At 72.5% G+C, this 23,641-nt stretch carries 24 protein-coding genes and 1 pseudogene; 7 read left to right on the top strand and 18 right to left on the bottom strand.

The window, feature by feature from the left end; all coding sequences use genetic code 11:
* Positions 1 to 3 precede the first annotated feature (3 nt).
* Complete coding sequence (era, locus tag ACIHAR_RS03780; RefSeq protein WP_365454292.1) at positions 4 to 966, bottom strand: GTPase Era; 963 nt, start codon at positions 964 to 966, stop codon at positions 4 to 6.
* A 165-nt stretch (positions 967 to 1,131) separates the two neighbouring features.
* Between era and ACIHAR_RS03775 the strand changes: the two genes are divergently transcribed.
* Positions 1,132 to 2,442 carry an ammonium transporter gene (locus tag ACIHAR_RS03775; RefSeq protein ID WP_400016624.1) on the top strand — a complete coding sequence of 437 codons (1,311 nt, stop codon included), beginning with the start codon at positions 1,132 to 1,134 and terminating at the stop codon, positions 2,440 to 2,442.
* A complete protein-coding gene (locus ACIHAR_RS03770) occupies positions 2,439 to 2,777 on the top strand; it encodes a P-II family nitrogen regulator (RefSeq protein ID WP_365454286.1) in 339 nt (112 codons plus the stop codon). Before ACIHAR_RS03775 ends, ACIHAR_RS03770 begins: the two co-directional genes overlap by 4 nt.
* Here the strand turns inward: ACIHAR_RS03770 and ACIHAR_RS03765 are convergent.
* From ACIHAR_RS03765 to ACIHAR_RS03745, 5 genes are all read right to left on the bottom strand, one after another.
* A complete protein-coding gene (locus ACIHAR_RS03765; RefSeq protein WP_400016621.1) occupies positions 2,774 to 3,775 on the bottom strand; it encodes a WxL protein peptidoglycan domain-containing protein in 1,002 nt (333 codons plus the stop codon). The two genes, ACIHAR_RS03770 and ACIHAR_RS03765, sit on opposite strands and share 4 nt — an antisense overlap.
* A 95-nt stretch (positions 3,776 to 3,870) precedes the next feature.
* Positions 3,871 to 5,205 (bottom strand): beta-xylosidase, encoded by a 1,335-nt coding sequence (locus ACIHAR_RS03760; RefSeq protein ID WP_400016619.1) that lies wholly within the window; start codon positions 5,203 to 5,205, stop codon positions 3,871 to 3,873.
* 161 nt (positions 5,206 to 5,366) lie between these two features.
* On the bottom strand, positions 5,367 to 5,843 hold the full coding sequence (locus ACIHAR_RS03755; protein WP_365454277.1) for a hypothetical protein: 477 nt from the start codon (positions 5,841 to 5,843) through the stop codon (positions 5,367 to 5,369).
* 195 nt (positions 5,844 to 6,038) lie between these two features.
* Positions 6,039 to 6,392: a cytidine deaminase gene (locus tag ACIHAR_RS03750; protein ID WP_365454274.1), complete on the bottom strand. Its 354-nt coding sequence runs from the start codon at positions 6,390 to 6,392 to the stop codon at positions 6,039 to 6,041.
* A 141-nt stretch (positions 6,393 to 6,533) separates the two neighbouring features.
* The gene (locus ACIHAR_RS03745) at positions 6,534 to 7,421 is read right to left on the bottom strand and encodes a helix-turn-helix transcriptional regulator (RefSeq protein WP_400016615.1); all 888 of its coding nucleotides are present in this window, start codon (positions 7,419 to 7,421) and stop codon (positions 6,534 to 6,536) included.
* Between the two features lie 90 nt (positions 7,422 to 7,511).
* Here ACIHAR_RS03745 and ACIHAR_RS03740 point away from each other — a divergent pair, with 90 nt between their 5' ends.
* Positions 7,512 to 8,927 (top strand): MFS transporter, encoded by a 1,416-nt coding sequence (locus ACIHAR_RS03740; protein ID WP_365454268.1) that lies wholly within the window; start codon positions 7,512 to 7,514, stop codon positions 8,925 to 8,927.
* Between the two features lie 31 nt (positions 8,928 to 8,958).
* On the opposite strand, the gene ACIHAR_RS03735 is transcribed toward ACIHAR_RS03740, so the two are convergent.
* From ACIHAR_RS03735 to ACIHAR_RS03700, 8 genes are all read right to left on the bottom strand, one after another.
* Positions 8,959 to 9,318: an MmcQ/YjbR family DNA-binding protein gene (locus tag ACIHAR_RS03735; protein WP_365454265.1), complete on the bottom strand. Its 360-nt coding sequence runs from the start codon at positions 9,316 to 9,318 to the stop codon at positions 8,959 to 8,961.
* On the bottom strand, positions 9,315 to 10,619 hold the full coding sequence (locus ACIHAR_RS03730; RefSeq protein WP_400016610.1) for a hemolysin family protein: 1,305 nt from the start codon (positions 10,617 to 10,619) through the stop codon (positions 9,315 to 9,317). The genes ACIHAR_RS03735 and ACIHAR_RS03730 overlap by 4 nt, the downstream gene beginning before the upstream one ends.
* A complete protein-coding gene (ybeY, locus tag ACIHAR_RS03725) occupies positions 10,616 to 11,113 on the bottom strand; it encodes an rRNA maturation RNase YbeY (protein ID WP_384658078.1) in 498 nt (165 codons plus the stop codon). The genes ACIHAR_RS03730 and ybeY overlap by 4 nt, the downstream gene beginning before the upstream one ends.
* A gap of 13 nt (positions 11,114 to 11,126) precedes the next feature.
* Entirely contained in the window at positions 11,127 to 12,197 is a 1,071-nt protein-coding gene (locus tag ACIHAR_RS03720; protein ID WP_365454257.1) for a PhoH family protein, read from the bottom strand.
* 134 nt (positions 12,198 to 12,331) lie between these two features.
* On the bottom strand, positions 12,332 to 13,453 hold the full coding sequence (locus ACIHAR_RS03715; protein ID WP_365454254.1) for a PfkB family carbohydrate kinase: 1,122 nt from the start codon (positions 13,451 to 13,453) through the stop codon (positions 12,332 to 12,334).
* An 88-nt stretch (positions 13,454 to 13,541) separates the two neighbouring features.
* Positions 13,542 to 14,879 carry an MFS transporter gene (locus tag ACIHAR_RS03710; RefSeq protein ID WP_400016953.1) on the bottom strand — a complete coding sequence of 446 codons (1,338 nt, stop codon included), beginning with the start codon at positions 14,877 to 14,879 and terminating at the stop codon, positions 13,542 to 13,544.
* Positions 14,880 to 14,999: 120 nt separating this feature from the next.
* A complete protein-coding gene (locus ACIHAR_RS03705; RefSeq protein WP_400016599.1) occupies positions 15,000 to 16,289 on the bottom strand; it encodes a glucarate dehydratase family protein in 1,290 nt (429 codons plus the stop codon).
* Positions 16,286 to 17,182: a 5-dehydro-4-deoxyglucarate dehydratase gene (locus ACIHAR_RS03700; RefSeq protein WP_400016951.1), complete on the bottom strand. Its 897-nt coding sequence runs from the start codon at positions 17,180 to 17,182 to the stop codon at positions 16,286 to 16,288. Before ACIHAR_RS03700 ends, ACIHAR_RS03705 begins: the two co-directional genes overlap by 4 nt.
* A 171-nt stretch (positions 17,183 to 17,353) precedes the next feature.
* Between ACIHAR_RS03700 and ACIHAR_RS03695 the strand changes: the two genes are divergently transcribed.
* The 3 genes and pseudogenes from ACIHAR_RS03695 to ACIHAR_RS03685 all read left to right on the top strand — a co-directional run.
* On the top strand, positions 17,354 to 18,145 hold the full coding sequence (locus ACIHAR_RS03695) for an IclR family transcriptional regulator (RefSeq protein ID WP_365454247.1): 792 nt from the start codon (positions 17,354 to 17,356) through the stop codon (positions 18,143 to 18,145).
* Positions 18,146 to 18,375: 230 nt separating this feature from the next.
* Positions 18,376 to 19,722, top strand: a complete 1,347-nt coding sequence (locus ACIHAR_RS03690) for an MFS transporter (protein WP_365454244.1) — start codon at positions 18,376 to 18,378, stop codon at positions 19,720 to 19,722.
* Between the two features lie 214 nt (positions 19,723 to 19,936).
* Positions 19,937 to 20,314: pseudogene (locus tag ACIHAR_RS03685) on the top strand (ABC transporter substrate-binding protein); the annotation flags it as partial.
* Positions 20,315 to 20,326: 12 nt separating this feature from the next.
* Here the strand turns inward: ACIHAR_RS03685 and ACIHAR_RS03680 are convergent.
* The 3 genes from ACIHAR_RS03680 to ACIHAR_RS03670 are packed head-to-tail and all read right to left on the bottom strand — an operon-like array spanning position 20,327 to position 22,608.
* Entirely contained in the window at positions 20,327 to 21,322 is a 996-nt protein-coding gene (locus ACIHAR_RS03680; RefSeq protein WP_365454241.1) for an adenosine deaminase, read from the bottom strand.
* Between the two features lie 20 nt (positions 21,323 to 21,342).
* Positions 21,343 to 22,248 carry a ribonuclease Z gene (locus ACIHAR_RS03675; protein ID WP_400016593.1) on the bottom strand — a complete coding sequence of 302 codons (906 nt, stop codon included), beginning with the start codon at positions 22,246 to 22,248 and terminating at the stop codon, positions 21,343 to 21,345.
* Positions 22,249 to 22,254: 6 nt separating this feature from the next.
* The gene (locus ACIHAR_RS03670) at positions 22,255 to 22,608 is read right to left on the bottom strand and encodes an HIT domain-containing protein (RefSeq protein WP_365454235.1); all 354 of its coding nucleotides are present in this window, start codon (positions 22,606 to 22,608) and stop codon (positions 22,255 to 22,257) included.
* A 165-nt stretch (positions 22,609 to 22,773) separates the two neighbouring features.
* Here ACIHAR_RS03670 and ACIHAR_RS03665 point away from each other — a divergent pair, with 165 nt between their 5' ends.
* On the top strand, positions 22,774 to 23,358 hold the full coding sequence (locus tag ACIHAR_RS03665; protein WP_400016591.1) for a helix-turn-helix domain-containing protein: 585 nt from the start codon (positions 22,774 to 22,776) through the stop codon (positions 23,356 to 23,358).
* Positions 23,359 to 23,396: 38 nt separating this feature from the next.
* Here ACIHAR_RS03665 and ACIHAR_RS03660 read toward each other — a convergent pair whose 3' ends face one another.
* On the bottom strand, positions 23,397 to 23,567 hold the full coding sequence (locus ACIHAR_RS03660; protein WP_400016970.1) for a hypothetical protein: 171 nt from the start codon (positions 23,565 to 23,567) through the stop codon (positions 23,397 to 23,399).
* Positions 23,568 to 23,641 lie beyond the last annotated feature (74 nt).

Below are 23,641 nucleotides of genomic sequence, written 5' to 3'. Positions count from 1 at the left end.
CGCTCAGAAGCCCAGCTTCCGCAACTGCTTCGGATCCCGCTGCCAGTCCTTCGCGACCTTCACGTGCAGGTCCAGGAAGACGGGCGTGCCCAGCAGTGCCTCGATCTGCTTGCGGGACTTGATGCCGACGTCCTTCAGGCGGCGGCCCTTCGGGCCGATGATGATGCCCTTCTGGCTGGGGCGCTCGATGTAGATGTTCGCGTGGATGTCGAGGAGGGGCCGGTCGGCGGGGCGGTCCTCGCGGGGCAGCATCTCCTCCACGACGACGGCGATGGAGTGCGGCAGCTCGTCCCGCACCCCCTCCAGCGCCGCCTCGCGGATCAGCTCGGCGACCATCACCTGCTCGGGCTCGTCGGTGAGGTCGCCCTCCGGGTACAGCGCGGGCCCCTCCGGCAGCAGCGGGATCAGCAGGTCGGCCAGCAGGTTCACCTGGGTGTCCCCGACCGCGGAGACCGGAATGATCTCCGCCCACTCGATCCCCAGCTCCTTGCCGAGCCGGTCGATCGCGATGAGCTGCTCGGCGAGCGCCTTGGAGTCCACGAGGTCGGTCTTCGTCACGACGGCGACCTTCGGCGTCCGCTTGATCCCGGCCAGCTCCTTGGCGATGAAGCGGTCGCCGGGGCCGATCTTCTGGTCGGCGGGCAGGCAGAAGCCGATGACGTCGACCTCGGCCCAGGTGGTGCGGACCACGTCGTTCAGCCGCTCGCCCAGCAGCGTGCGCGGCTTGTGCAGCCCGGGGGTGTCCACCAGGATCAGCTGCGCCTCGGGCCGGTGCACGATGCCCCGGACCGTGTGCCGCGTGGTCTGCGGACGGTTGGAGGTGATCGCCACCTTCTTCCCGACCAGAGCGTTCGTGAGGGTGGACTTGCCCGCGTTGGGGCGGCCCACGAAGCAGGCGAAGCCGGCCCGGTGCGCGGCCTCGGCCGACTGTTCGGATGACTGGGTACGAACGCTCATGGCGCCCATTGTCCCTGATCCACCGGGCCCCGCCGTACAACCGCCCGAAGCGGCCCCGGCCGGTGAGATCCCGGAAACCCGTACGCAACGAAACGTCACGGAAACACACCCGTACGCCACCGGAAACGCGCTGCGGTGAATCTCTGACGAGCCCCCGCCCCGTTGGAGACGACCGTGATCCTTGCCGCCGCGCAGGTGGACACCGGCGACACCGCCTGGCTGCTCGCCGCCACCGCCCTCGTCCTGCTGATGACACCGGGCCTGGCGCTCTTCTACGGCGGCATGGTCCGCACCAAGAGCGTCCTCAACATGCTGATGATGAGCTTCGTGTCGATCGCGCTGGTCACGGTGGTGTGGCTGGCCGGCGGCTACTCCCTCGCCTTCGGCGACGACGCCTTCGCCGGCCTGATCGGCAGCCTCGATCACGCCGGCATGGCGGGCCTCGGGCCGGACAGCGTCCAGGGGACGGTCCCCACCCTCCTCTTCGCCACCTTCCAGCTCACCTTCGCGATCATCACGGCGGCCCTGATCAGCGGCGCGATCGCGGACCGCGCGAAGTTCGCGGCCTGGCTGGTCTTCGTCCCGGTCTGGGCGCTCGCCGTATACGTTCCCGTCGCCCACTGGGTGTGGGGCCCGGGCGGCTGGATCCTGGAGAGGCTCGGCGCCCTGGACTTCGCGGGCGGCCTCCCGGTCGAGATCACCTCCGGCGCCTCCGGACTGGCCCTCTGCCTGGTCCTCGGCCCGCGCCTGGGCTTCAAGAAGGACGCCATGCGTCCGCACAACCTCCCCATGGTCGTGCTGGGCGCCGGCCTGCTCTGGTTCGGCTGGTTCGGCTTCAACGCGGGCTCGGCCCTCGGCGCCGACGGGCTCGCGGCCGCGGCCTTCCTCAACACCCTCGCCGCCGGCTGCACCGGCCTGCTCGGCTGGCTCTTCGTCGAGCAGAGGCGCGACGGCCACCCGACCACGCTGGGCGCGGCCTCCGGAGCGGTGGCCGGCCTGGTCGCGATCACCCCGTCCTGCGGCTCGGTGTCGCCGCTCGGCGCCCTGGTCGTCGGCCTCGCCGCCGGCGTCGTCTGCTCGTACGCCGTGAGCTGGAAGTTCCGGCTGAACTACGACGACTCGCTCGACGTCGTCGGCGTCCACCTGGTCGGCGGTGTCATCGGCACCCTCCTCATCGGCGTCTTCGCCGTCGAGTCGATGACGGGCGGCACGGAGGGCCTGCTCTACGGCGGCGGCCTCGCCCAGCTCGGCAAGCAGCTGGTGGCCGTCGTCGCGGTGGCGGCGTACGCCTTCCTCGTGACGTACGGCATCGGCAAGCTGCTCGACAGGACGATCGGCTTCCGCGCGGACGAGGAGCACGAGCACACCGGCCTGGACCTTACGGTGCACGCCGAGACCGCATACGATCACGGCGTCCTGGGCCACGGCGCCCCGGTCAGCTCCCACTCCGCCCCCTCCGCCCAGAAGGCCAAGACCCAGGCATGAAGCTCATCACCGCGATCGTCAAGCCGTACCGTCTCGACGAGGTCAAGACCGCCCTGCAGGAGCTCGGCGTGCAGGGCCTGACGGTCACCGAGGCCAGCGGCTACGGCCGGCAGCGCGGCCACACCGAGGTGTACCGCGGCGCCGAGTACCAGGTCGACCTGGTGCCCAAGGTCCGTATCGAGGTCGTCGTCGAGGACGCGGAGTCCGACGCCGTGATCGACGCCATCGTGCGGGCCGCGCACACCGGCAAGATCGGCGACGGCAAGGTGTGGGCGCTGCCGGTCGAGACCGTGGTGCGGGTGCGGACGGGCGAGCGCGGGCCTGACGCGCTTTAGCCTCCGGCGGTTCGGCCGGTCTTTGACCGCGCCTGCGTGGGGGCTGGTCGCGCGGTTCCCCGCGCCCCCGAGGAGTCGCGGCGGAGCCTGATCAGGAAGCGGCCCCCTCCTGCGATTCCGGCCGCCACCACCGCCACCACCAGCCACGGCACCGCCAGGAACGACGTGCTCGCCGATTCCTTCGTGTCCCTGGCGGTCGCCGTCAGTGTCACTTCCGCCCGGTCGAGCTGAGGGGCGTCGTTCCAGCGTTCCGTCAGGTGGACGCGCTGGCCGGGGAAGAGCTGGGAGGGGACCTTCCTCAGGTCGCGGGTCAGGAGCGTGCGGCCGAAGAGACCGCTCGCCCTCAGTTCCACCGCGGGTTCGAGAGTGACGTTCCCCGTGTTGCGCAGGGTGTAGGAGATCGTCGCCGTGCCGGCGCCGAAGCCCGGGACCAAGGGCTGGTGGTGACTGACGCGGACGTCCTCGACGGTGAGCGCCGGCAGGGTGGGGCCACCGACCTGGAGGTGGACGCGGGCGCCGACCGCCCGCCGCACGCCGAGCGCTACCGAGCCGTCGCCGCGGTCGACCCGCTCGTCGAGGGCGACGATCGCTCCGGGATGGTCGCCGGGCTCGGCGTCCCGGGGCACGCGGAGGGTGAACGGCACGGTGACCGTCCCGCGGCCGGGCACGGTGACCCGGTCCTTCGGGAGCACGGCCCACGCGCCCACGCCCCGCATCCTCTCCCCCGCGGACTTCACGGCGAAGCCTCCGTCGCGGGCGGTGTTGTAGGCGTCGGCCGCGTAGAGCCGGAAGGTGAGGGGCCGGTCCGTCTTGTTTGCGACGACGACCTTGTCGGCGATCGTCTGCCCGGGATCGGCGGACACGTGGAAGTACGGCCGCGCGGCGACGGCCGACGAGACGGGGTAGACGGACCAGCTCCCGTTGTCGGCGGCCCGGGCCGGGCCGGCGCCGAGCAGCGACAGGAGGAGGGCCAGGAGGAGGACGGGCGACGTGCGCATGGGTGCGGACCCCCACGGGCGGTGGATGAACGGCGAGGTGGACGGGCGGGTGCGGACCTGTGGGGCGGTCGCCCGGCCACCGGGGAACGGACGGGTCAGGTGAGCGTGAGCGTCAGGACGCCGGCGTACGAGCCCGGAGGGGTGAACGCCGGGACGTCGAGGGAGAGTTCGGCGTTCGCGGTGAACTCACCGCCGGTGAGCGTGCCGTCCGGTGCGGACGCGAGGGTCGCCCCCGCGCTGCCCACGACTCCGGCCGACCCGGCCTGACAGGTGCTCGGGCTGCCCGCCTTGGTGGTGCACGCGGGCCTCCAGCTCAGCTTGCCGGCGTCGATCTTGGCGCCGGGTCCGCTGAAGTCGGTGACCTTGCCGGTCAGGGACCAGCCCGCGGGTCCGCCGCGGAAGTCCTTGACGGTCACCGCGTTGAGGCCTCCGGTCGAGGGGGCGCCGGAGCCGAAGGCGACAGGTGACATCGTCACGGCGTCCCCGGCCTGGGACATCGACAGGGTGCCCGCCTTCACGGTCGTCGTCAGCTTCTGGCTGCCCTCGGGTACGGGCTGGTCGTCGATGACGACGTACGCGACGGGCCCGGCGCCCTTCTCCGCGCTCCACGCGCCGCCCTCGTACGCCACGACACCGGTCGTGGTGCGGTCGTTGACGACGAGCGAGCCGCTGAGGCGGCCCTGCGCGTCGGCGGTCACGGTCGCGGTGTCGGCCGTCTGGACGGCCCCGGAGCGCCCGGCCAGGGTGACCGTCGCGCCCGGCGTGAAGTCGCTGCCGGTGACGGTGACCGCGGCGCCCGGCGCGCCGGAGGCCGCGCCCAGCTGGATGGCACGGGTGTTGGCCGGCGGGTTGTCGGCCGCGGTGACCGTCTCCGACACCGGGGCGGGCGGGTCGGTCACCGTGCAGGGGGTGTCCAGCTCCAGGATGTAGCTGGTGTGGATGTTGTAGTCGCCGGGCGACAGCGTGATCGCGCCGGGCGCGGTGACCGTGAAGGCGCCGGTCATGGAGAACGACGGGAAGGTACCCCGGCCGGGCACCGGGTCGTTCTTCTTCGGGCCCGCTACCGTGACGCTGCCGGTCTGCGCCCCGCCGAGGGTGACCTTGCCCGTCGGCGTCATGATGTCGGCCGGCAGGGCCAGGTCGGTGGGGTTGCTCGCGGCGGGCGTGACCACCGTGTAGGTCACGGTGACGGTGTCGCCGACCTTCGGGGTGGCGTTGTCCACGGTGATCTTCGCGGTGGTGGTGCCGTCGATCGGCGGGATGCCCGCGATGGGCGGCGGGACGCAGTGCGTGGGGAAGTCCACGTTCGCGGCCGCGGCGGCGGGCGCCGCCAGTGCCCCGCCCGCGGTGACCGCGAGGGCGGCCGCCCCGAGCAGCGCGGTCCAGTGCCGTCTTCGGGTTCTCGGGATCCGGTGGGGTGTCACACCCATGGTTTGCCCCCTCCTGAGGGATGCGGGCGCAGCGGCTATTCTGCGCCGACAGGGGGCATTGAGCGGGGGACGGCGTGAGAAGTCAATGGAGATGCCGTGGTGAACTGATGGACCGTCAACTTCCTTGCAGGTACGGAAGCTGACGGTCCGCTGCACGCTTCTCAGTCGAACACGAACGGGCCCGGCGACTGCGGTCCGGTCGCCGTGCAGGTGATGGGGATGCCGAAGACGGTCATCCGCAACGACCCGCCGTACGCCTCCAGGCTGTCGCCCGAGGCCACGGTCCCGTCGAGCGGTCCGACGGTGACCGGGTCACCGACGGCCATCGCCGGGTTCCTCGTGCCGGTGAAGGCAACGGCGGTGCCGTCCGGCTTCACCAGGGTCAGCGTCGAGCTGATCGTGTCCTGGCCCAGCGCGAGCGGCGCGGTGATCGCGGTGGACGTGAGGGTGAGGGTGGCGGCGGTGCCGTCCTGGGCGGCCGTGAGGGTGGCCTCACCGCCGCCGAAGACGCCGCAGTTCGCGGTGATGGCCGCCGCCTGTGGGGTGACGGCGACCGCCGTCGGCGCGAACGCCAGCCCGGCGGCCGCGAGGCCTCCGGCCAGCAGTGCCGCACCTGTTCCTGATCGCTTGCCTCTCATGGGCATTCCGCTCCCTTCCCGAGTGACGGGAATCCATGTGGGGGGTGGATGGCGGGAGATGCTCCGGCGGACGGCCGCCCGTGCGGGTGGGTGCGGACACCTCGCCCGGGACAATCTGACGGTCCGTCGGATCCTACGGGATCCATTGATGCGCGGGAGACAGGAGGCGGCAAGGGTGTTTTCCGGCCGACGCCGTCAGCCGGCGGTGACGGTCAGCCGAACCGTCCCGTCCGGCCCGGCCACCAGAACCGGTGTCGCCGGTCCGCCCAGGTCGGCGACCGCGGCCCGGTCCGCCTCGGCGGCGCCCTCCGCCTCCGTCACGACGGCGGCCGCCTCCAGCGACTTCGCCCCGGACGCCACCGCCATCGCCACCGCCGTCCGCAGCGCGCTCAGCCGCAGGGACGGCAGGGCGACCGTCGCGGCGACATACGTACGTCCCGTCTCGTCGCGTACGGCCGCCCCCTCGGCCACGCCGTTGCGGGCCCGCGCGGAACGGGCCAGGGTGACGATCTTGCGGTCCTCGGGGTCAAGCGCGTTGCTGTCGGTCATGCCCCCGAGCATACGTAGACGCACCGCTCCTCAACGGCCACGGGGTACATCGCGCCCCGCCGCTCCTGACCGGCCACAGGGGGCACATCGCGCCCCCGCCGCTCCCGACCGGCCACGGGTGTACATCGCGCCCCGCCGCCCCTAACCGGCCACGGGGTACATCGCGCCGCGCCGTCCCTCCGCCGAGGCCAGCCACTCCAGCTTCGCCGACGTGTTCTCCTCGTCCAGGGGCGTGTGCAGGACGATCGACAGGTCCGGACGGGCCGGCACCTTCACCACCGTGCCCTCCAGGACCAGCAGGCCCACCAGCGGGTGGTCCAGCTCCTTGCGGATCTGCCCGGGATCCTCGATGTCCCGCTCGTTCCACAGCGCCGCGAACTCGGGGCTGGCCCGCTTCAGCCGCGCCAGCACCTCCTGGAACCCCTCGTCGTCGGGGCAGGCCGAGCACGCGGCGCGGAACTGCGCGACCACCGTGCGCGCGTTGCGCTCCCAGGAGGCGGAGCGGGAGCGGTACAGCGGGTCGGTGAAGAAGTCGACGATGCAGTTCTGCGTGATGCCGGGACGCATGCCGAGGACCATCGCGGCCGCGTCGTTGTACATCACGCAGTTGTAGTACATGTCCATGATGTGGGCCGGATACGGCATCCACGTGTCGATCAGCCGCCGCAGCCCGTCGCACATGTCCCGCTTCTCGGGCGCCACTTCGGGCGCGGGCGGGTTCAGCCCGGCGAGGACGTACAGATGGCGCCGCTCGGCGTTGCTGAGGCGCAGCACCCGGGCGACGGAGTCGAGGACCTGCGGGGAGACGGAGATGTCCCGCCCCTGTTCCAGCCACTGGTACCAGGAAGCGCCCACCCCGGCGAGCACGGCGACCTCCTCGCGCCGCAGCCCGGGCGTCCGCCGCCGCGCGCCCCCGTCCGGAAGGCCGGCCTCCGCCGGGCTCACCCTGGCCCGCCTGCTCATCAGGAACTCGCGCAGTTCCCGCAGCCGATGAGTCTTCAGCGCGTCCGTCGTCGCCACCTCGGGCACGAACCGATCCCCCCGTCATGTCTGGTGGTGCCACCACCAGGACAACTTCCCGCTCCCCACGGCTATTCCGCCGCCCGCAGGCTCGTCACCATGGCGATCGACACCACCACCAGAACCTCCCCCGTACGGGGAACGCCCGACGCCTCCAGGCTGTCGACGCGCGACAGACTCGTCCTCTTCGTCCTGTGCGCGGCCCAGTTCATGGTCGCGCTCGACTTCTCCGTCCTGAACGTGGCGCTGCCCGTCCTCGGCGCCGACCTCGGAATGAACCCCTCGGCGCTGCAGTGGGCGGTCACCGCGTTCGCGCTGCCGTCCGGCGGTTTCCTGCTGCTCTTCGGCCGCATCGGCGACCTCTACGGCCGCCGCCGGCTGTTCCTGACCGGTCTCGCCCTCTTCGCCGCGGCCTCGGTCCTGGCGACCGTCGCCTGGGACCCGGCGTCCTTCCTCGCCGGACGCGCGCTGCAAGGGCTCGGCGCGGCGGCCATCGTCCCGACGGGCATGTCGCTGCTGACCACGACCTTCGCGGAGGGCCCGACCCGCGACCGGGCCCTGGGCATCTCGGGCACGCTGATGTCGCTGGGCTTCACGGTCGGCATGGTGGCCGGCGGTGTCCTCACCGACACGCTCGGCTGGCGCTCGACGATGGGCCTGCTCGCCGTCTTCGCGCTGATCGTGCTGCCGCTGGCCCCCGGACTGCTGCCCGAGTCGCGCACCCCGGAGCGCCCGCGCCTGGACGTGCCGGGCGCGGTCACCGTCACCGGTGGACTGCTCTGCGTGATCTACGCCCTGTCGACGGCCGCCGACCACGGCTTCGCCCGGGCCGACGTGATCACCACGCTGGTCGTGGGCGTGGTGCTGCTGACGGCCTTCGCGGTGGTCGAGTCCCGTACGGACGCGCCCCTGGTCTCGCTGCCGATGCTGCGCCGCCGCACGGTGGCCTGGGGCAACCTGGGCGGCCTGGTCACCTTCTCGATGATGTCCACGGTCGTCTTCGTCCTGACGCTGTACCTGCAGGAGGTGCTGCGCCTGTCCGCCTTCGAGACGGGCCTGGTCTTCGGGGTGCAGGGCGTGCTGTCGGTGGTCGCGGGCTCCTTCACCCCGAGGGTGATCGGCCGCTTCGGCGCCCGCCGCACGCTCGTCGGCTCCCTCGTCGGCCAGGGCGCGCTGGTCGCCGCCCTGCTGGGCCTGAACGCGCACACCTGGTCGGTGTGGCTCGCGACGGCCGCCGTGTCCCTGGCCAGCATGTGCCACCTGGGCGCGATCATCTCCTACGGCCTGACGGTCACCTCCGGTGTCCCGGACGAGGAGCAGGGCCTGGCCACCGGCCTGGTGACCTCGACCCAGCAGATCGGCATCACGGTCGGCATCCCGCTGCTCGGCGTCCTGGCGACGACCTCGGACGATCTGCTGTCCGGCGTCCACACGGTCCTCGCACTGGACACGGCGATCGTGCTGGCGGCTGCGGTCCTGGTCGGCCTGGGCCTGCGCACCCGCCGCACCGCCTGAGGCGGCCGCGCCACCGTCCCGGGACTGCTCCTCAGGGGCGGTCGAGCCGGAGCCGCTCGGCGCGGGGCAGACCGGCCACCACCAGGTCGTACGAGTCCTCGATCAGCTCCCGGACCAGACGGTCCGGGAGGTCGCCGTCGACGGTCACCGTGTTCCAGTGCCGCTTGTTCATGTGGTAGCCGGGGGCGATCAGGCCGGGGTGCTCGGCGCGCAGCCGGACCGCGTCCTCGGGGTCGCACTTGAGGTTGACGGCCAGCGGCCGTGCGTCGAGGGTCGTGAGCGCGAACATCCTGCCCCGGACCTTGAAGACCGAGATCTCCGGCCGGAAGGGGAAGTCCTCCACCACCGCGTTGAAGGACAGGCAGAACGCCCGCAGCTCCTCGGGGGTCACTCGGGCTTCTCCTCCACGGCGGGCTCCACCGGCCCCACCGGCTCCACCAGGACCGTGACGACCTTGTTCCGGCGGCCGGCCGCGGCCTCCGCCGTCAGCCGCAGCTCCCGCCCGTCGGGCAGCTCCACGACGCTCGACGCACCGGCGATCGGCACGCGGCCCAGCGCCTTGGCGAGGAGGCCGCCGACGGTCTCCACGTCCTCGTCGTCGTACTCCTCCAGGTCGTACAGCTCGCCGAGGTCGGTGATGTCGAGGCGGGCGGTGACCCGGTAGCGGCCGTCGCCGAGCTCCTCGACCGGGGGCAGTTCGCGGTCGTACTCGTCGGTGATCTCGCCGACGATCTCCTCGAGGATGTCCTCGATGGTGACGATGCCCGCCGTGCCGCCGTACTCGTCGATGACGACGGCGACGTGGTTGCGTTCCCGCTGCATCTCGCGCAGCAGGTCGCCGGCGTTCTTGGTGTCGGGCACGAAGGCGGCGGGCCGCATGGCCGTGGAGACGAGTTCGCTCTCGCTGTCCCGGCTGATGTGCGTCTTGCGGACCAGGTCCTTCAGGTAGACGATCCCGACGATGTCGTCCTCGCTCTCCCCGGTGACCGGTATCCGCGAGAAGCCCGAGCGCAGAGCCAGGGTGAGGGCCTGGCGGATGGTCTTGTAGCGCTCGATGACGACCAGGTCGGTGCGCGGGACCATGACCTCGCGGACGAGGGTGTCGCCCAGCTCGAAGACGGAGTGCACCATGCGGCGCTCCTCGTCCTCGATCAGCGACTCCTTCTCGGCGAGGTCGACCAGCGCGCGCAGCTCCGCCTCGGAGGCGAAGGGGCCGCGCCGGAAGCCCTTGCCGGGGGTGAGCGCGTTGCCGATGAGGATGAGGAGGGACGGGATCGGCCCCATGATCCTCGCCAGCGGCAGCAGGACGTACGCCGCGGCCGTGGCCGTGTTCAGCGGGTGCTGGCGGCCGATGGTGCGCGGGGACACGCCGACGGCGACGTACGAGACGAGGACCATGACGGCGATCGCGATCAGCAGGGCCTCGGCGGTGCTGTCGAACTCCTCCAGGCAGGCGTACGTGATCAGCGCGGCCGCCGCCATCTCGCAGACGACGCGCACCAGCAGCGCCACGTTCAGGTAGCGGGTGGGGTCGGCGGCGACCTGGGCGAGCCTGGCGCTGCCGCGCCGGCCGGACCGTACGGCCTCCTCGGCGCGGAAGCTGGAGACGCGCGCGAGGCCCGCCTCCGCGCAGGCGGCGAGCCACGCGACGACGACCAGGGCGATCGCGCCGGAGACGAGAGTCGGGCTCATGACACGGTCGGGGCCGGGGACGGGCCCGTCAGGCCCTTCTCCGCGCGCCAGCCGTCCACGATGGCCGCCTGCAGGCCGAACATCTCGGCCTTCTCGTCGGGTTCCTCGTGGTCGTAGCCGAGCAGGTGCAGCACGCCGTGGACGGTGAGCAGCTGGAGCTCCTCGTCCATGGAGTGCCGGGTGGGCGCCTCGGCCCCCTGCTTGGCCGCGACCTCCGGGCAGAGCACGATGTCGCCGAGGAGACCCTGCGGGGGCTCGTCGTCGTCCTTCGACGGCGGACGCAGCTCGTCCATCGGGAAGGACATGACGTCCGTCGGCCCCGGCAGGTCCATCCACTGGATGTGCAGCTGCTCCATGGCGTCGGCGTCCACGACGATCACCGAGAGCTCGGAGAGCGGGTGGATGCGCATCCGCGCGAGCGCGTAGCGGGCGACGTCGAGGATCGCCTGCTCGTCGACCTCGGTTCCGGACTCGTTGTTGACGTCGATCGACATGGTCGTGCTCGGTCTACTTCCCCTTGTGCCCGGACTTCCCCCGGCCGCCCTTGTGCGTGCCGTTCTCCGTGCCGTGCTTGGTGTCGTACTGCTCGTACGCGTCGACGATACGGCCCACCAGCTTGTGCCGTACGACGTCGTGGGACGAGAGCCGGGAGAAGTGCACGTCGTCGACGCCCTCCAGGATCTCCTGCACCTGGCGCAGACCGCTCTTGGTCCCGTTGGGCAGGTCGACCTGGGTCACGTCACCCGTGATCACGATCTTCGAGTCGAAGCCGAGGCGGGTGAGGAACATCTTCATCTGCTCGGGGCTCGTGTTCTGGGCCTCGTCCAGGATGATGAAGGCGTCGTTGAGGGTCCGGCCGCGCATGTAAGCCAGCGGGGCGACCTCGATGGTCCCCGCGGCCATGAGGCGCGGGATCGAGTCCGGGTCGAGCATGTCGTGCAGCGCGTCGTAGAGCGGGCGCAGGTACGGGTCGATCTTCTCGTAGAGCGTGCCCGGGAGGAAGCCGAGCCGCTCTCCCGCCTCGACCGCCGGCCGGGTCAGGATGATGCGGTTGACCTGCTTGGACTGCAGGGCCTGGACCGCCTTCGCCATGGCCAGGTAGGTCTTGCCGGTGCCCGCCGGCCCGATGCCGAAGACGATCGTGTGCTTGTCGATCGCGTCGACGTAGCGCTTCTGGTTGAGGGTCTTCGGTCGGATCGTGCGGCCACGCGAGGACAGGATGTTCTGCGTCAGTACCTCGGCCGGGGTCTCCTGGCCGTCGCTCGTCCCGTTCTCGCTCGCCCGCAGCATGGCGATCGAGCGTTCCACTGCGTCCTCCGTCATCGGCTGCCCGGTGCGGAGCACCAGCATCATCTCGTCGAACAGGCGCTGGATGAGGGCGACTTCCCGCGGATCGCCGACCGCGCTGATCTCATTGCCCCGGACGTGGATGTCGGCCGCCGGGAAAGCCGTCTCGATCACGCGCAGGAGCGAGTCTCCGGATCCCAGCACGGTCACCATGGGGTGCTGGGCGGGAACGGTGAACTGTGCTCTCGCCTTGCCCTGCGCGGGCGTATGAGCTGTCGGTGTCTGAGTCATAGGCCGGCCCGAAGGCCTCTACGTCCTCCCGGATGCGTCTCGCCTGCCACGAGGGCGGCCTGGCGAGTTCTAGGGTACGCCAGGGGGCTGACAAGCCTGTAGGACTTTTCCCCGGCCCCGGGTCGGCGCGGCGGCTACGCGGAGCGGCCGAAGCCGATGGTGGGGACCGCCCGGCGCCGGGGCCAGGGGGCGGTCTCCTCGTCCGGCAGCAGGTGCGTCAGGAACTCGTACCTGCTCAGGGCCTCGGGGGCCTGTGACTCCACCGACTGCACCTTGCGCCACCAGGCGGCGATCTCCCACCAGCCCGGGGCGGAGAGCGAGCCGCCGAACTCCTGGACCGAGAGGGCGGCGGTCAGGCCGGCGAAGGCCAGCCGGTCGGCGAGCGGCCAGTCCGCCAGGGTGCCGGTGACGAAACCGGCCACGAAGACGTCCCCGGCGCCGGTGGGGTCGAGGGCCTCCACGGCGATCGCGGGGACCTCGGCGGACTCGCCCGTGCGCCGGTCCACCGCGTAGGCGCCCTCCGCCCCGAGGGTGACGACCGCGCACGGTACGTACTCGGTGAGGGCGTGGGCGGCGGCGCGGGGGCAGGAGGCGCCGGTGTAGCGCATGGCCTCCTCCGCGTTCGGCAGGAAGGCCTCGCAGTGCTCCAGGTCGGCCAGGCCCGCCAGGTCCCACGCGCCCGTGTCGTCCCAGCCGACGTCGGCGAAGAGGCGGGTGCCCCTGCTCGCGGCCTGGGCGATCCAGGGGGCGCGGGTGCCGGGCGTGAGGGAGGCCACGGCGGCGCGGGCGGGGGGCGGGCAGGCGGGCGCGGGCTCCTCCGGGGGCGGTTCGTGACCGTGGGAGACCATCGTGCGCTCGCCCTCGTACGCCATCGAGACGGTGACCGGGGAGTGCCAGCCGGGGACCGTGCGGGAGGCGGTGAGGTCGATGCCCTCGCCCTGTTGCAGGGCGTCCCAGCAGTACTCGCCGTAGTGGTCGTCGCCGAAGGCCGCGGCGAGGGACGTCTTCAGGCCGAGGCGGGCGAGGGCGGTGGCCATGTTGGCGACGCCGCCGGGGCTCGACCCCATCCCGCGTGCCCAGGACTCGGTCCCGCGCACCGGGGCGGAGTCGAGCCCGGTGAAGATGATGTCGAGGAAGACGGTGCCGGTGAGGTAGACGTCCCAGGGCGGGTCGGTATGTGTGCGCCGGCCGGCCAGCGGGTCGACGTGCGGTGGTCGGTGGTGTCCCTCTCCGGTGGACGTGATGGACACGGTCACGATGCGCTCCCTGACGTGGTGCCGATCTGGCCAGTGTGCACCACGGCGCCGACGAGCCGCCGCGGGTCCCGCCCGGCCCGTGCTCGTGTCAGGCGGGGGCGGTCCCGGGGAGCGCGCCGCGGGCCGCGCCCGGTGAGGTCTCCGGTGCGGGGGCGGCGGCGGGCGCCGGTGTCGCGCGGGTGCGGACCCGGTCGTTGCGGCCGCCTCCCCGTACCAGGAGGACGCTCAGCGCGGCCAGGAAGCCGACCACCGTGAGGCCCACCAGGCCGGCCTGGGTGGAGCCGGTCGTGTCCTCGATGATCCCGAAGGCGGTCGGGGCGACGAAGCCGCCGAGGTTGCCGATGGAGTTGATCAGGGCGATGCCGGGGGCGGCGGCCCGGGCGTCGAGGTAGCTCTGCGGGATCGTCCAGAAGATCGGGGAGGCCGGTTTGAAGCCCATCGCGGCCAGGCACAGCGCGCCCAGTCCGGCCCAGGGCGAGACGAACACGGCCAGCAGGGTGCCGCAGCCGCCCAGGACGAGCAGGGTGATCAGCACCGGGCGCCGTTTGCCGATGCGGTCGGAGAGCCGCCCGCTGACGTACACGGCGGCGATGGCGCACAGCCACGGCACGGACGTCAGCAGCCCGACCTCGAAGGAGCTCAGCCCGCCGATGTCGTCCACGATCGACGGCAGCCAGAAGGTGACCGCGTACAGGGCGACGTTGATCGCGAAGTAGATCCACAGGAAGAGCAGCATCTGGGGGTCGGCGAGGAGCTTCCAGCGGGAGACGGGGCCGGCGGTGCCGCGCTGCGCGTCCCGCGCCTCCTGCTCGGCGTCGATGACGGCGACGAGGCCGGTCTTCTCCTCGTCGGTGAGCCAGTCCGCCTTCTCGATGCCGGAGTCGAGGAAGCGGTAGACGACGAAGCCGAGGACGACGGAGAAGACGCCCTCGATGAAGAACATCCACTGCCAGCCGGCGTGGCCCCAGATGCCGTGCATCTCCATCAGGGCGCCGGAGACCGGGCCGACGACGACCGTCGCGGTGCCCGAGCCCATCAGGAAGATCGAGGTGGCGCGGCCCCGGTGGGAGTCGGGCAGCCAGCGGCTGAAGTAGTAGATGACGGCCGGGAAGAAGCCCGCTTCGGCGACGCCGAGCAGGAAGCGCAGGGCGTAGAACATCTCGACGCTGTCGACGAAGGCCATCGCGGTCGCGACGACGCCCCAGCTGATCATGATGCGGGTGAGCCAGACCTTGGGCCCGTACCGCTCCATCAGGATGTTGGAGGGGACCTCGAAGAGGGCGTACGCGATGAAGAAGATGCCGGCGCCGAGGCCGAACGCGGCGGCGGACAGGCCGACGTCGGCGCGGAGTTCGTCCTGGGCGAAGCCGAGGTTCACGCGGTCCATGTAGTTCGCCACGAACATGACGAAGAAGAGGGGGACCACGCGGCGGAAGATCTTGCGGACGGCCGACTCGACGGCCGGTGGGTGTGCTGCCGGGGCGGGGTGTCGTACTGCTGACACGAGCGGCTCCGATCGTGGGCAGGGCGGGGGGAGTGGGGTGGTTCACCAGCGGGGCACGGAGGGGGTGACCCACGCGGGGTCGGCGACGCGCATCGCGGCCGCGTCGTCGCGGTCCTTGAGCGAGCCGTCGTCGTCGAGCCACCGCTGGTGGAGGGCGGCCAGCCGGTCACGGTCGAGTTCGACGCCGAGGCCGGGGGCGTCGGACACGGTGACCTTGCCGCCGTCGAAGGTGAGGCGCTCGGTCAGGACGTCCTCCGACTGCCAGGGGTAGTGGGAGTCGCAGGCGTGGTGGAGGTCGGGGACGGTCGACGCCACGTGGGTCATGGCGGCGAGGCTGATCCCGAGGTGGGTGTTGGAGTGCATGGACACCCCGACGCCGAAGGTGCGGCAGACGGCGGCGAGTTGCTGGGTGTTGCGCAGGCCGCCCCAGTAGTGGTGGTCGGAGAGGACGACCTGGACGGCGTCGCGCGTGAACGCCTCCTTGATCTCCGCGAAGGTCGTCACGCACATGTTGGTGGCGAGCGGCACGCCGGTCCTCGCCGCCACCTCGGCCATGGCGGGCGTGCCGAGCGCCGGGTCCTCCAGGTACTCGAGGACGTCGCCGAGTTCCGCCGCGACCCTCAGCGAGGTCTCCACGCTCCAGGCGCCGTTGGGGTCGAGCCGCAGCGGGTGCCCGGGGAACGCCTCGGCGAGGGCGCGTACGGCGGCGATCTCCTCGTCCGGCGGGAAGACCCCGCCCTTGAGCTTGAAGGAGGTGAAGCCGTAGCACTCCTTGAAGCGGCGCGCCTGCTCGACAACCCCGGCCGGGTCGACGGCGGCGCCCCAGTCGTCCTTCTCGCAGGTCACGCCCTCGGGGTGGTCCGCCCACTTGTAGAAGAGGTACGCGCTGTACTCGACGGCGTCGCGCACCTTGCCGCCGAGCAGGGTGTGGACGGGCAGGCCGAGCGCCTTCCCGAGGGCGTCGAGGCAGGCGACCTCGAAGCCGGAGACGACGGACAGCCGCAGCTTGTCGGCGGTCTGCACGCCCCGCAGTCCGCCGACGTCGACCTGGCCGGAGACGCGGGAGCTGTCGACCGCGACCTCGTCGGCGAGGGTGAACAGCCCGTTGAGGTCGCTCACCTGGCGGCCGACCAGTTTGCCGGCGAACGGACGGGCCAGTTCCAGGTACTTGGTGTCGCCGTAGGTCTCGCCGACGCCGGTGACGCCGTCGGCGGTCACGACCTCCACGATGAGCCGGGGGGTGTACGGCTGGTGCACGCCCTGGGTGTTGAGGAGGGGCGGGTCGGCGACCAGGATCGGCGTCAGCCGTACGTCCGTGACGGTGAGGTTCACAGGGTGGCTCCTACGAGGTCGAGGCCGGTGGTGAGCAGGGTCCTGAGGTCGGCGAGGTCGGCGGCCGGCGGTTCGGTGAGGGGGGCGCGGACGGGTCCGACGGGACGGCCGCGCAGGCGGGCCGCGGCCTTCACGAGGGAAACGGCGTATCCGGGGGCCCGGTCGCGCAGTTCGACGAGCGGGACGTAGAAGTCGCGCAGCAGCTTCTCGACGGTCTCGTCGTCGCCCTCGCGCAGGGCGGCGAAGAAGGCGTTCGCGATCTCGGGGGCGAAGGCGTGGACGGCGGAGGAGTAGGCGGGGACGCCGACGGTGGCGTAGGCGCGGGCCTGGATCTCCGCGGTGGCGGCGCCGTTGAAGAAGAGGAAGTCGTCGGGCGCGGCGAGGGTGAGGCGCTGGAGGCGGTCGAGGTCGCTGTGGCCGTCCTTGAGGCCGATGACGGTCGGGATGCGGGCGATGCGCCGCAGCGAGGCCGCGGTGAAGGCGACCTGGCCGCGCTGGTAGGCGATGAGCGGCAGCCGGGTGCGGGCCGCGATGTGCTCGAGCTGGGCGACGAGGCCGTCCTGCGGGGCGGTGACGAGGTAGTGCGGCAGGACGAGGAGCGCGTCGGCGCCGGCCTCCTCGGCGATGCGGGCGAAGCGGACGGCCTGCGCCCAGCCGTAGCCGACGCCGGCGACGACGGGGACGCGGCCGGCCGCCTCCTCGACGGCGATGGCGACGACCCGGCGGTACTCGTCCTCGTCGAGGGAGAAGAACTCGCCGGTGCCGCAGGCGGGGAAGACGGCGCCGGGGGCGGTGGCCAGTTGGCCGGCGACGTGCGCGCGGAAGCCGTCGGGGTCGAGGGAGCCGTCGTCGCGGAAGCTGGTCAGCGGGAAGGACAGCACGCCGTGTGCCATCCCCTCGCCCAGCCTGCGCGCCACGGCCGCCGTCTCCGCGCCGGTGTCGGAACTCACCCTCGCTCATCTCCCTGTGTAGACGTCATCTACGTATGAAGATGGAGGTTAGATAGATGAACGGGTCCCGTCAATGGTCCGGACGCATGCGACCCGCCGGATTACCATCGGCGCATGTCGGAGACAGGGGGCGCCGGGGGCGTCCGCGAGGTGAAGTCCGCGGCGCGCACGGTGGAGCTGCTGGAACTGCTCGCGGCGCGCGGGGACCGGCCCGCGCGGCTGCAGGAGCTGGCGGACGAGCTGGGCGTGCCGCGCAGCTCGATGTACGCCCTGCTGCAGACCCTGATCAGCAGGGGCTGGGTCCGGACGGACGCGACCGGCTCCCTCTACGGCATCGGCATCCACGCCCTGCTGACCGGCACCAGCTACCTCGACTCCGACCCGCGGGTGCGCCTGGTGCGGCCGTATCTCGACGAGGCGTCCGAGGCGCTGGGCGAGACGATCCACCTGGGCCGGCTCGACGGGCGGGACGTGGCGTACCTGGCGACCCGCGAATCGCACGAATACCTGCGCACCATCAGCCGCGTCGGGCGACGGCTGCCCGCGCACGTGGGCGCGCTGGGCAAGGCGCTGCTGGCCGAACGCCCCGACGAGGAGCTGCCCGAGGGGCCCTACGAGGCCTTCACCCCCCACTCGCACACCACCCGCGCCTCGCTGCTGGCGGATCTCGCCCGGGTACGGGCGCGCGGCCACTCCGTCGACCGCGAGGAGGGCGTCCTCGGCATCGTCGGTTTCGGGTTCGCGCTGCGCTACGAGGTGCCCGCGCAGGACGCGATCAGCTGCTCGGTGCCGGTGGCCCGGCTGACGCCGGAGCACGAGCAGCGGATCGTCGCGGTGATGCGGGAGATCAGGGCGAAGATCGAGGCGACGGCGCCCGGGGCGGCCGGGGCGGTCAACTGGCGCTAGCGGCCTTCGCCGTTACCCGGCCTCCCCCGCCTCCTGGCGCCGGCGGCCTTCGCCGCTACCCGGCCTCCCCCGCCTCAAACCGATAGTGATCCACATCACCCGGCCCGCGCTTCTGCCGGCATCGCGTGCTTGATACAAATTGCCCGCGCGTTCCTGTCCGTCGACGGTCGTCGCCCCTCCCCTCTTTCGAGTCTTTCGAGCCGCTTCTCTTCGCACGCCCTGGAACGCCCGTGTTCTCCCCCCGCACCACTCCCTGGCCCCTCGTCGCCCTTTTCACGGCCGGGTACCTCGCCCCCTATCTGCTGCCGACCGTCGTCGGCCGCCTCGACGCCGGACTGCCCCTGACGGCCACCCAGGCGGGCGCCGTCGGCAGTGCGCTGCTGCTGAGTTCGGCGTCGGCCGGGTTCTCCCTGGCCTCGCGCGTGGAACGCATCGGGGCGCGCACCCTGGCCCGGATCGGGCTGACCCTCGCCGTCCTCGGGTACGGCGGGGCGGCGCTCGCCGGGAGCGTGCCGGCGGTGGTCGCGGGCGCGGTGCTCGGCGGCTTCGGCTCCGGTACGGCCACGACGGTCGCCGCGACCCGGATCGCCGCCCAGACCGACCCGCACCGCGCCTCCGCGTTCGGCCTGCTCGGGGTCTCCGCACTCGCGGGCGCCGTCTATCTGACGGTCCCGCACCTCGGCGCGGGGCACGGGCAGCCGCTGGCCGCGATCGCGCTCACCGCCCTGGCCGTCTGGCCGCTGACGGGGCGGCTCCCGGGGCGTACGGCTCCGGCGCCGGCCCGGCGGGACGACGCCCCCTCCCGCCGCCTGCCCCATCTGCGCTCGGGACTGGTCCTGGCCGCGGCGATGCCCTGCTGGTCCCTCGTGCAGAACTCCCTGTGGGGAGTCAGCGGGCGGATCGGGCTGACGCAGGCTCACCTCAGCGAGGCCGCCGTGGGCGCGGTGTTCGCCGTGGCGCTGGGCGCCGGGCTGGTGGGCGTCCTGAGCGCGGGAGCGCTGGGCCCGCGGCTGGGGCGGGCGCTGCCCATCGGCGGCGGGACCGTGCTGATCGCCGGGTGCATCGTGGTGAGCGCCTCGGCGACCGGGCTGGGGAGCTTCGCGGCCGGTGAGATCGCCTGGAACGCGCTGTACCCGATCGTCCTGTCCTACCTGATCGGGCTGGCCGCCTCGCTCGACCCGCGCGGGCGCTGGGCGGTGCTGGTCGGCTCGGCGTCCTCGCTGGGGACGGCGGCGGGTCCGCTGACCGGCAGCGTGCTGTCGGCCCGGGCCGGCTTCCCGGCGATGGGCCTGGTCCTGGGCGCGGCGTTGCTGGTCGTGGCCGTGCCGATGACCGTGGTCGCCCTGCACACCGGCGGTCGCCCGCTCCTGCCGGGCGCGGTACGCCGCAGGGGCGGCACCCCGGCCGCCGTGGTCGCCGCGACCACCGGCGCCCCGAACGGCCCGGTCCCACAGATCGGCGCCCCCGAGCAGCCGGTCGTGGACATCCCGGTGGACACCCCGGCCCCGCCCACCCGCAGCGCCTACGACACGGCGGGGCCGCGGCGGGCGGCGGGCATGACGGGCGCCGGCGACTGAACGGACCCCGGCCTCTGCGGAGGCCGGGCTCCGAGCCCGCCGGCGACTCGACGGCCCCCCGTTCGGTGCCTCTGTTGAGGCCCCGAACCGAGCCCACCGGGCCCTCCCGCCGACCCTGCCGAATGCCGGACGAGCCGCCCGGCCGGGGGCCATCCCCTGCCCTGGGCCGGGCCGGGCCGAACACCCGAGTCCCGCCCGCCGACCCGTGCCGAGGCCGAAGCCAACCCGGCCCAAGGTCGCCTTCCTCTACCTGCGCGGCAGCGCGGCCGTCCACCTGATCGGCGGCAAGGGCTCCGGCGCCTACTCGCTGCTGGAGGCGGCCGGGGCGGTGGACGCGGGCACGGCGGCCGGCCGGGACAGGCCGTTCACCCCGATCACCACCGAGGCGCCGGCCCAGGCGCAGCCGGACGACATCCTGATGACGACCAAGGACCTGGAGTCGGTCGGCGGCCTCGACGGCCTCCTCCGGATCCCCGGCATCGCCCAGACCCCGGTCGGCATGAACCGCCGGGTCGTCGACATGGAGGACGGCGTGCTCCTCGGCTTCGGCCCGCGCACGCCGCTCGTCATCGACATCCTGGACCGCATCCACCGGGCCTCCTGGTCAGGAGGGGAACTCGTAGGCCTCCACCTCGGCGAGGTACCGCGCCCGCCGCTCCTCGTCGTCCTCCAGGAAGGAGGCGACGAAGGAGTTGCGGGCGAGCTCGCGCAACCGCTCCTCACCCAGTCCCAGGGTCTGCCGCACGGCGTCGAAGTTGTCGCCGACGTAGCCGCCGAAGTAGGCGGGGTCGTCGGAGTTGACCGTGCAGACGAGCCCGGCGTCGAGCATCGCGGGCAGCGGGTGGTCGGCGAGGACGTCGACGGCGCGCAGCCGGACGTTGGACAGCGGGCACAGTGTCAGCGGGATCCGCTCCCGCACCAGCCGCTCCACCAGCACCGGGTCCTCCATGCACCGCAGACCGTGGTCGACCCGCTCCACACCCAGCACGTCGAGGGCCTCGGTGATGTACTCCGGCGGGCCCTCCTCCCCGGCGTGCGCGACACGCCGCAGCCCGAGCGCGGCGGCGGCCTCGTACACCTCACGGAACTTCACCGGCGGGTGCCCGACCTCGGCGGAGTCCAGCCCGACGCCGGTGATCCGGTCGAGGTAGGGCTTGGCCGCCTCCAGCGTGTCGAGGGCCGACTCGGCGGACTCGTCGCGCAGGAAGCACAGGATCAGCCGGGTGGAGACGCCGTGGCGCACCTCACTGCTGCCGAGCGCCCGCCACAGCCCCTCGACGACCGTGCCCATCCCCACCCCGCGGGAGAGGTGGGCCTGCGGGTCGAAGAAGATCTCCGCGTGCCTGACGCCCTGCGCGGCGGCCCGGGCCAGGTAGGCGTCGGCCAGGTCCTCGAAGTCCCGCTCGGTGCGCAGGACCGCCATCAGCTCGTAGTACAGGTCGAGGAAGGACTGGAGGTCTTCGAACCGGTACGCCTCGCGCAGCTCTTCCGTGTCCGCGTACGGCAGCGCGACCCCGTTGCGCGCGGCCAGCTCGAAAGCCAGCTCGGGCTCCAGGGTGCCTTCGATGTGCAGGTGCAGTTCAGCTTTGGGGAGGGGCATCAAAGCATCGTACGGGGGTTTTACCGCCGTTTCGGAACCGGCACCCGCAGCAGGTCGTGCGCCACCGTCAGCTCCCCCTCGAACCCGGCCGCCCGCGCCTGCCGCTCGAACTCGTCCGGCTCCGAGTACCGCTGACTGAAGTGGGTGAGCACCAGATGCCGGACGCCGGCGTCCCGGGCCACCCGAGCCGCCTGGCCAGCGGTCAGGTGGCCGTGCTCGATGGCGAGTTCCATGTCGTCGTCGAGGAAGGTCGACTCGATGACGAGCATGTCGCAGCCGTCGGCCAGCGCGTGCACCCCGTCGCACAGCCGGGTGTCCATGACGAACGCGAACCGCTGCCCGCGCCGCGCCTCGCTGACGTCCTCCAGGCTGACGCCCCCCAGGGACCCCTCCCGCTGGATCCGGCCGACGTCGGGCCCCTTGATGCCGTGCGCGGCGAGCCGCTCGGGCAGCATGCGGCGGCCGTCGGGCTCGGTCAGCCGGTAGCCGTAGGACTCGACGGGGTGGGAGAGCCTGCGGGCCTCGAGCGTGTACGAGGCGGTCGTGGCGAGGGGCCCGTCCGTGTCGACCGGGGCCTCCGTGATGCCGACGGTCTCGCGGTAGGCGGTGGCGTACCGGAGCCGGTCGAAGAAGCGCTGCCCGGAACGCGGGTAGTGGGCGGTGACCGGGTGCGGGACCTTGTCGAGGTTGATGCGCTGGATGACCCCGGCCAGACCGAGGGAGTGGTCGCCGTGGAAGTGGGTGACGCAGATCCGGTTCAGGTCGTGGGCGGCGACCCCGGCGCGCAGCATCTGGCGCTGCGTGCCCTCCCCGGGGTCGAAGAGGAAGCCCTCGCCGTCCCAGCGCAGGAGGTAGCCGTTGTGGTTGCGGTGCCGGGTCGGGACCTGGCTGGCGGTGCCGAGGACGACCAACTCGCGTACGGACACGGCGGCTTACCCGGGGGGCCAGTGCAGGCCACGGCCGCCGAGGACGTGCGCGTGGGCGTGCCAGACGGTCTGGCCGGCGCCGCTGCCGGTGTTGAAGACGATGCGGTAGCTCTCCAGCTTCTCCTCGTCGGCGACCGCCTTCGTCTCCCGCAGGACGTCGGCGGCGAGCTGCGGCGCCTCGGCGGCGAGGGCGGCGGCGTCCACGTGGTGCGCCTTGGGGATCACCAGGACGTGCGTGGGCGCCTGGGGGTTGATGTCCCGGAAGGCGAGGGTCGTCCCGGTCTCCCGCACGATCGTCGCCGGGACGTGTCCTTCGACGATCCTGCAGAACAGGCAGTCCTCCTGCGGCTCACCCGACATACGGCCTCCTCCGGACGGTGATCGCGTACGGGGGCATGGTAGCGCCGTCGGTTCCGGGCACTCACCGACGTCGCTTCCCGCGGGTGCGCCGAGGACCGGCCCTTCCAAAGAACCGGTTGCGAAAAAGCGTTGCAACGATCCCTTTGCAAGGCTGCCTCCGTTTTCATGAACGAGCCCCGGGACCCGCAGGTCCGCGGTCTCGACGCCCGCTCCCTGCGCGGCCTCGCACACCCCCTGCGCATGCGGCTGCTGGACGCCCTGCGCTTCGGCGGACCGGCGACCGCGTCGCAACGCGCGGAGAAGCTGGGCGAGTCGAGCGGCGCCACGAGCTACCACCTGCGACAGCTCGCCGCGCACTGCTTCATCGAGGACGCCCCCGATCGGGGCAACGGGCGGGAACGGTGGTCGAAGGCCGTCCACCAGGGCCTGCGCTTCGACGACGCCCTGCTCACGGACGCCGATCCGGAAGTACGCGGCGCCGCCGACACCTACGTCCACCAGGTCGCGACCACCCAGACCCGGGACCTGTCGACATGGCTGGGAAACCGCCCGACATGGCCGGAGGAGTGGAACCGTACCTGGGACATGAGCAGCGCGACGCTAGGGCTCACGCCCGAACTCACCCGGGAACTCGTCGAGAAGATGCACGCGCTCGTCGACGCCTACCGCGACCGGGCCGCCGGCGAGGACGACGCCCACACCGCTCAGGTACGCATCCACACGCACGCGTTCCCCCTCACCACCGAATGAGAGGCCACGGCCCGATGCATCCCGAGACGCACCTCGCCCTACACCACCTCCGCGCCGCCGAACTGCGCGCCGAGGCCGACGCGTACCGTCTCGCCGCCGCGGCCCGCCGCCGGGACCTCCGTACCCGCCTCGGCCGGACCCTCGTGGAGGTCGGCCTGCGACTGGCCGCCGCGCCCAGGACGGCGGCCGCCGTCTCCCAGGGCGATCACGCACGGCATCACCCGACGGCGGACGTCCCGCACCGGCCGCGCCCGTCCGCCGGCACGGCGCCGGGGCGGCACAC

It is taken from the genome of Streptomyces sp. NPDC052016 (assembly GCF_044548445.1).
GTDB lineage: Bacteria > Actinomycetota > Actinomycetes > Streptomycetales > Streptomycetaceae > Streptomyces.
Note: the sequence above shows the minus strand (reverse complement) of the source record. Positions and strands in the feature narration are given on the sequence as shown.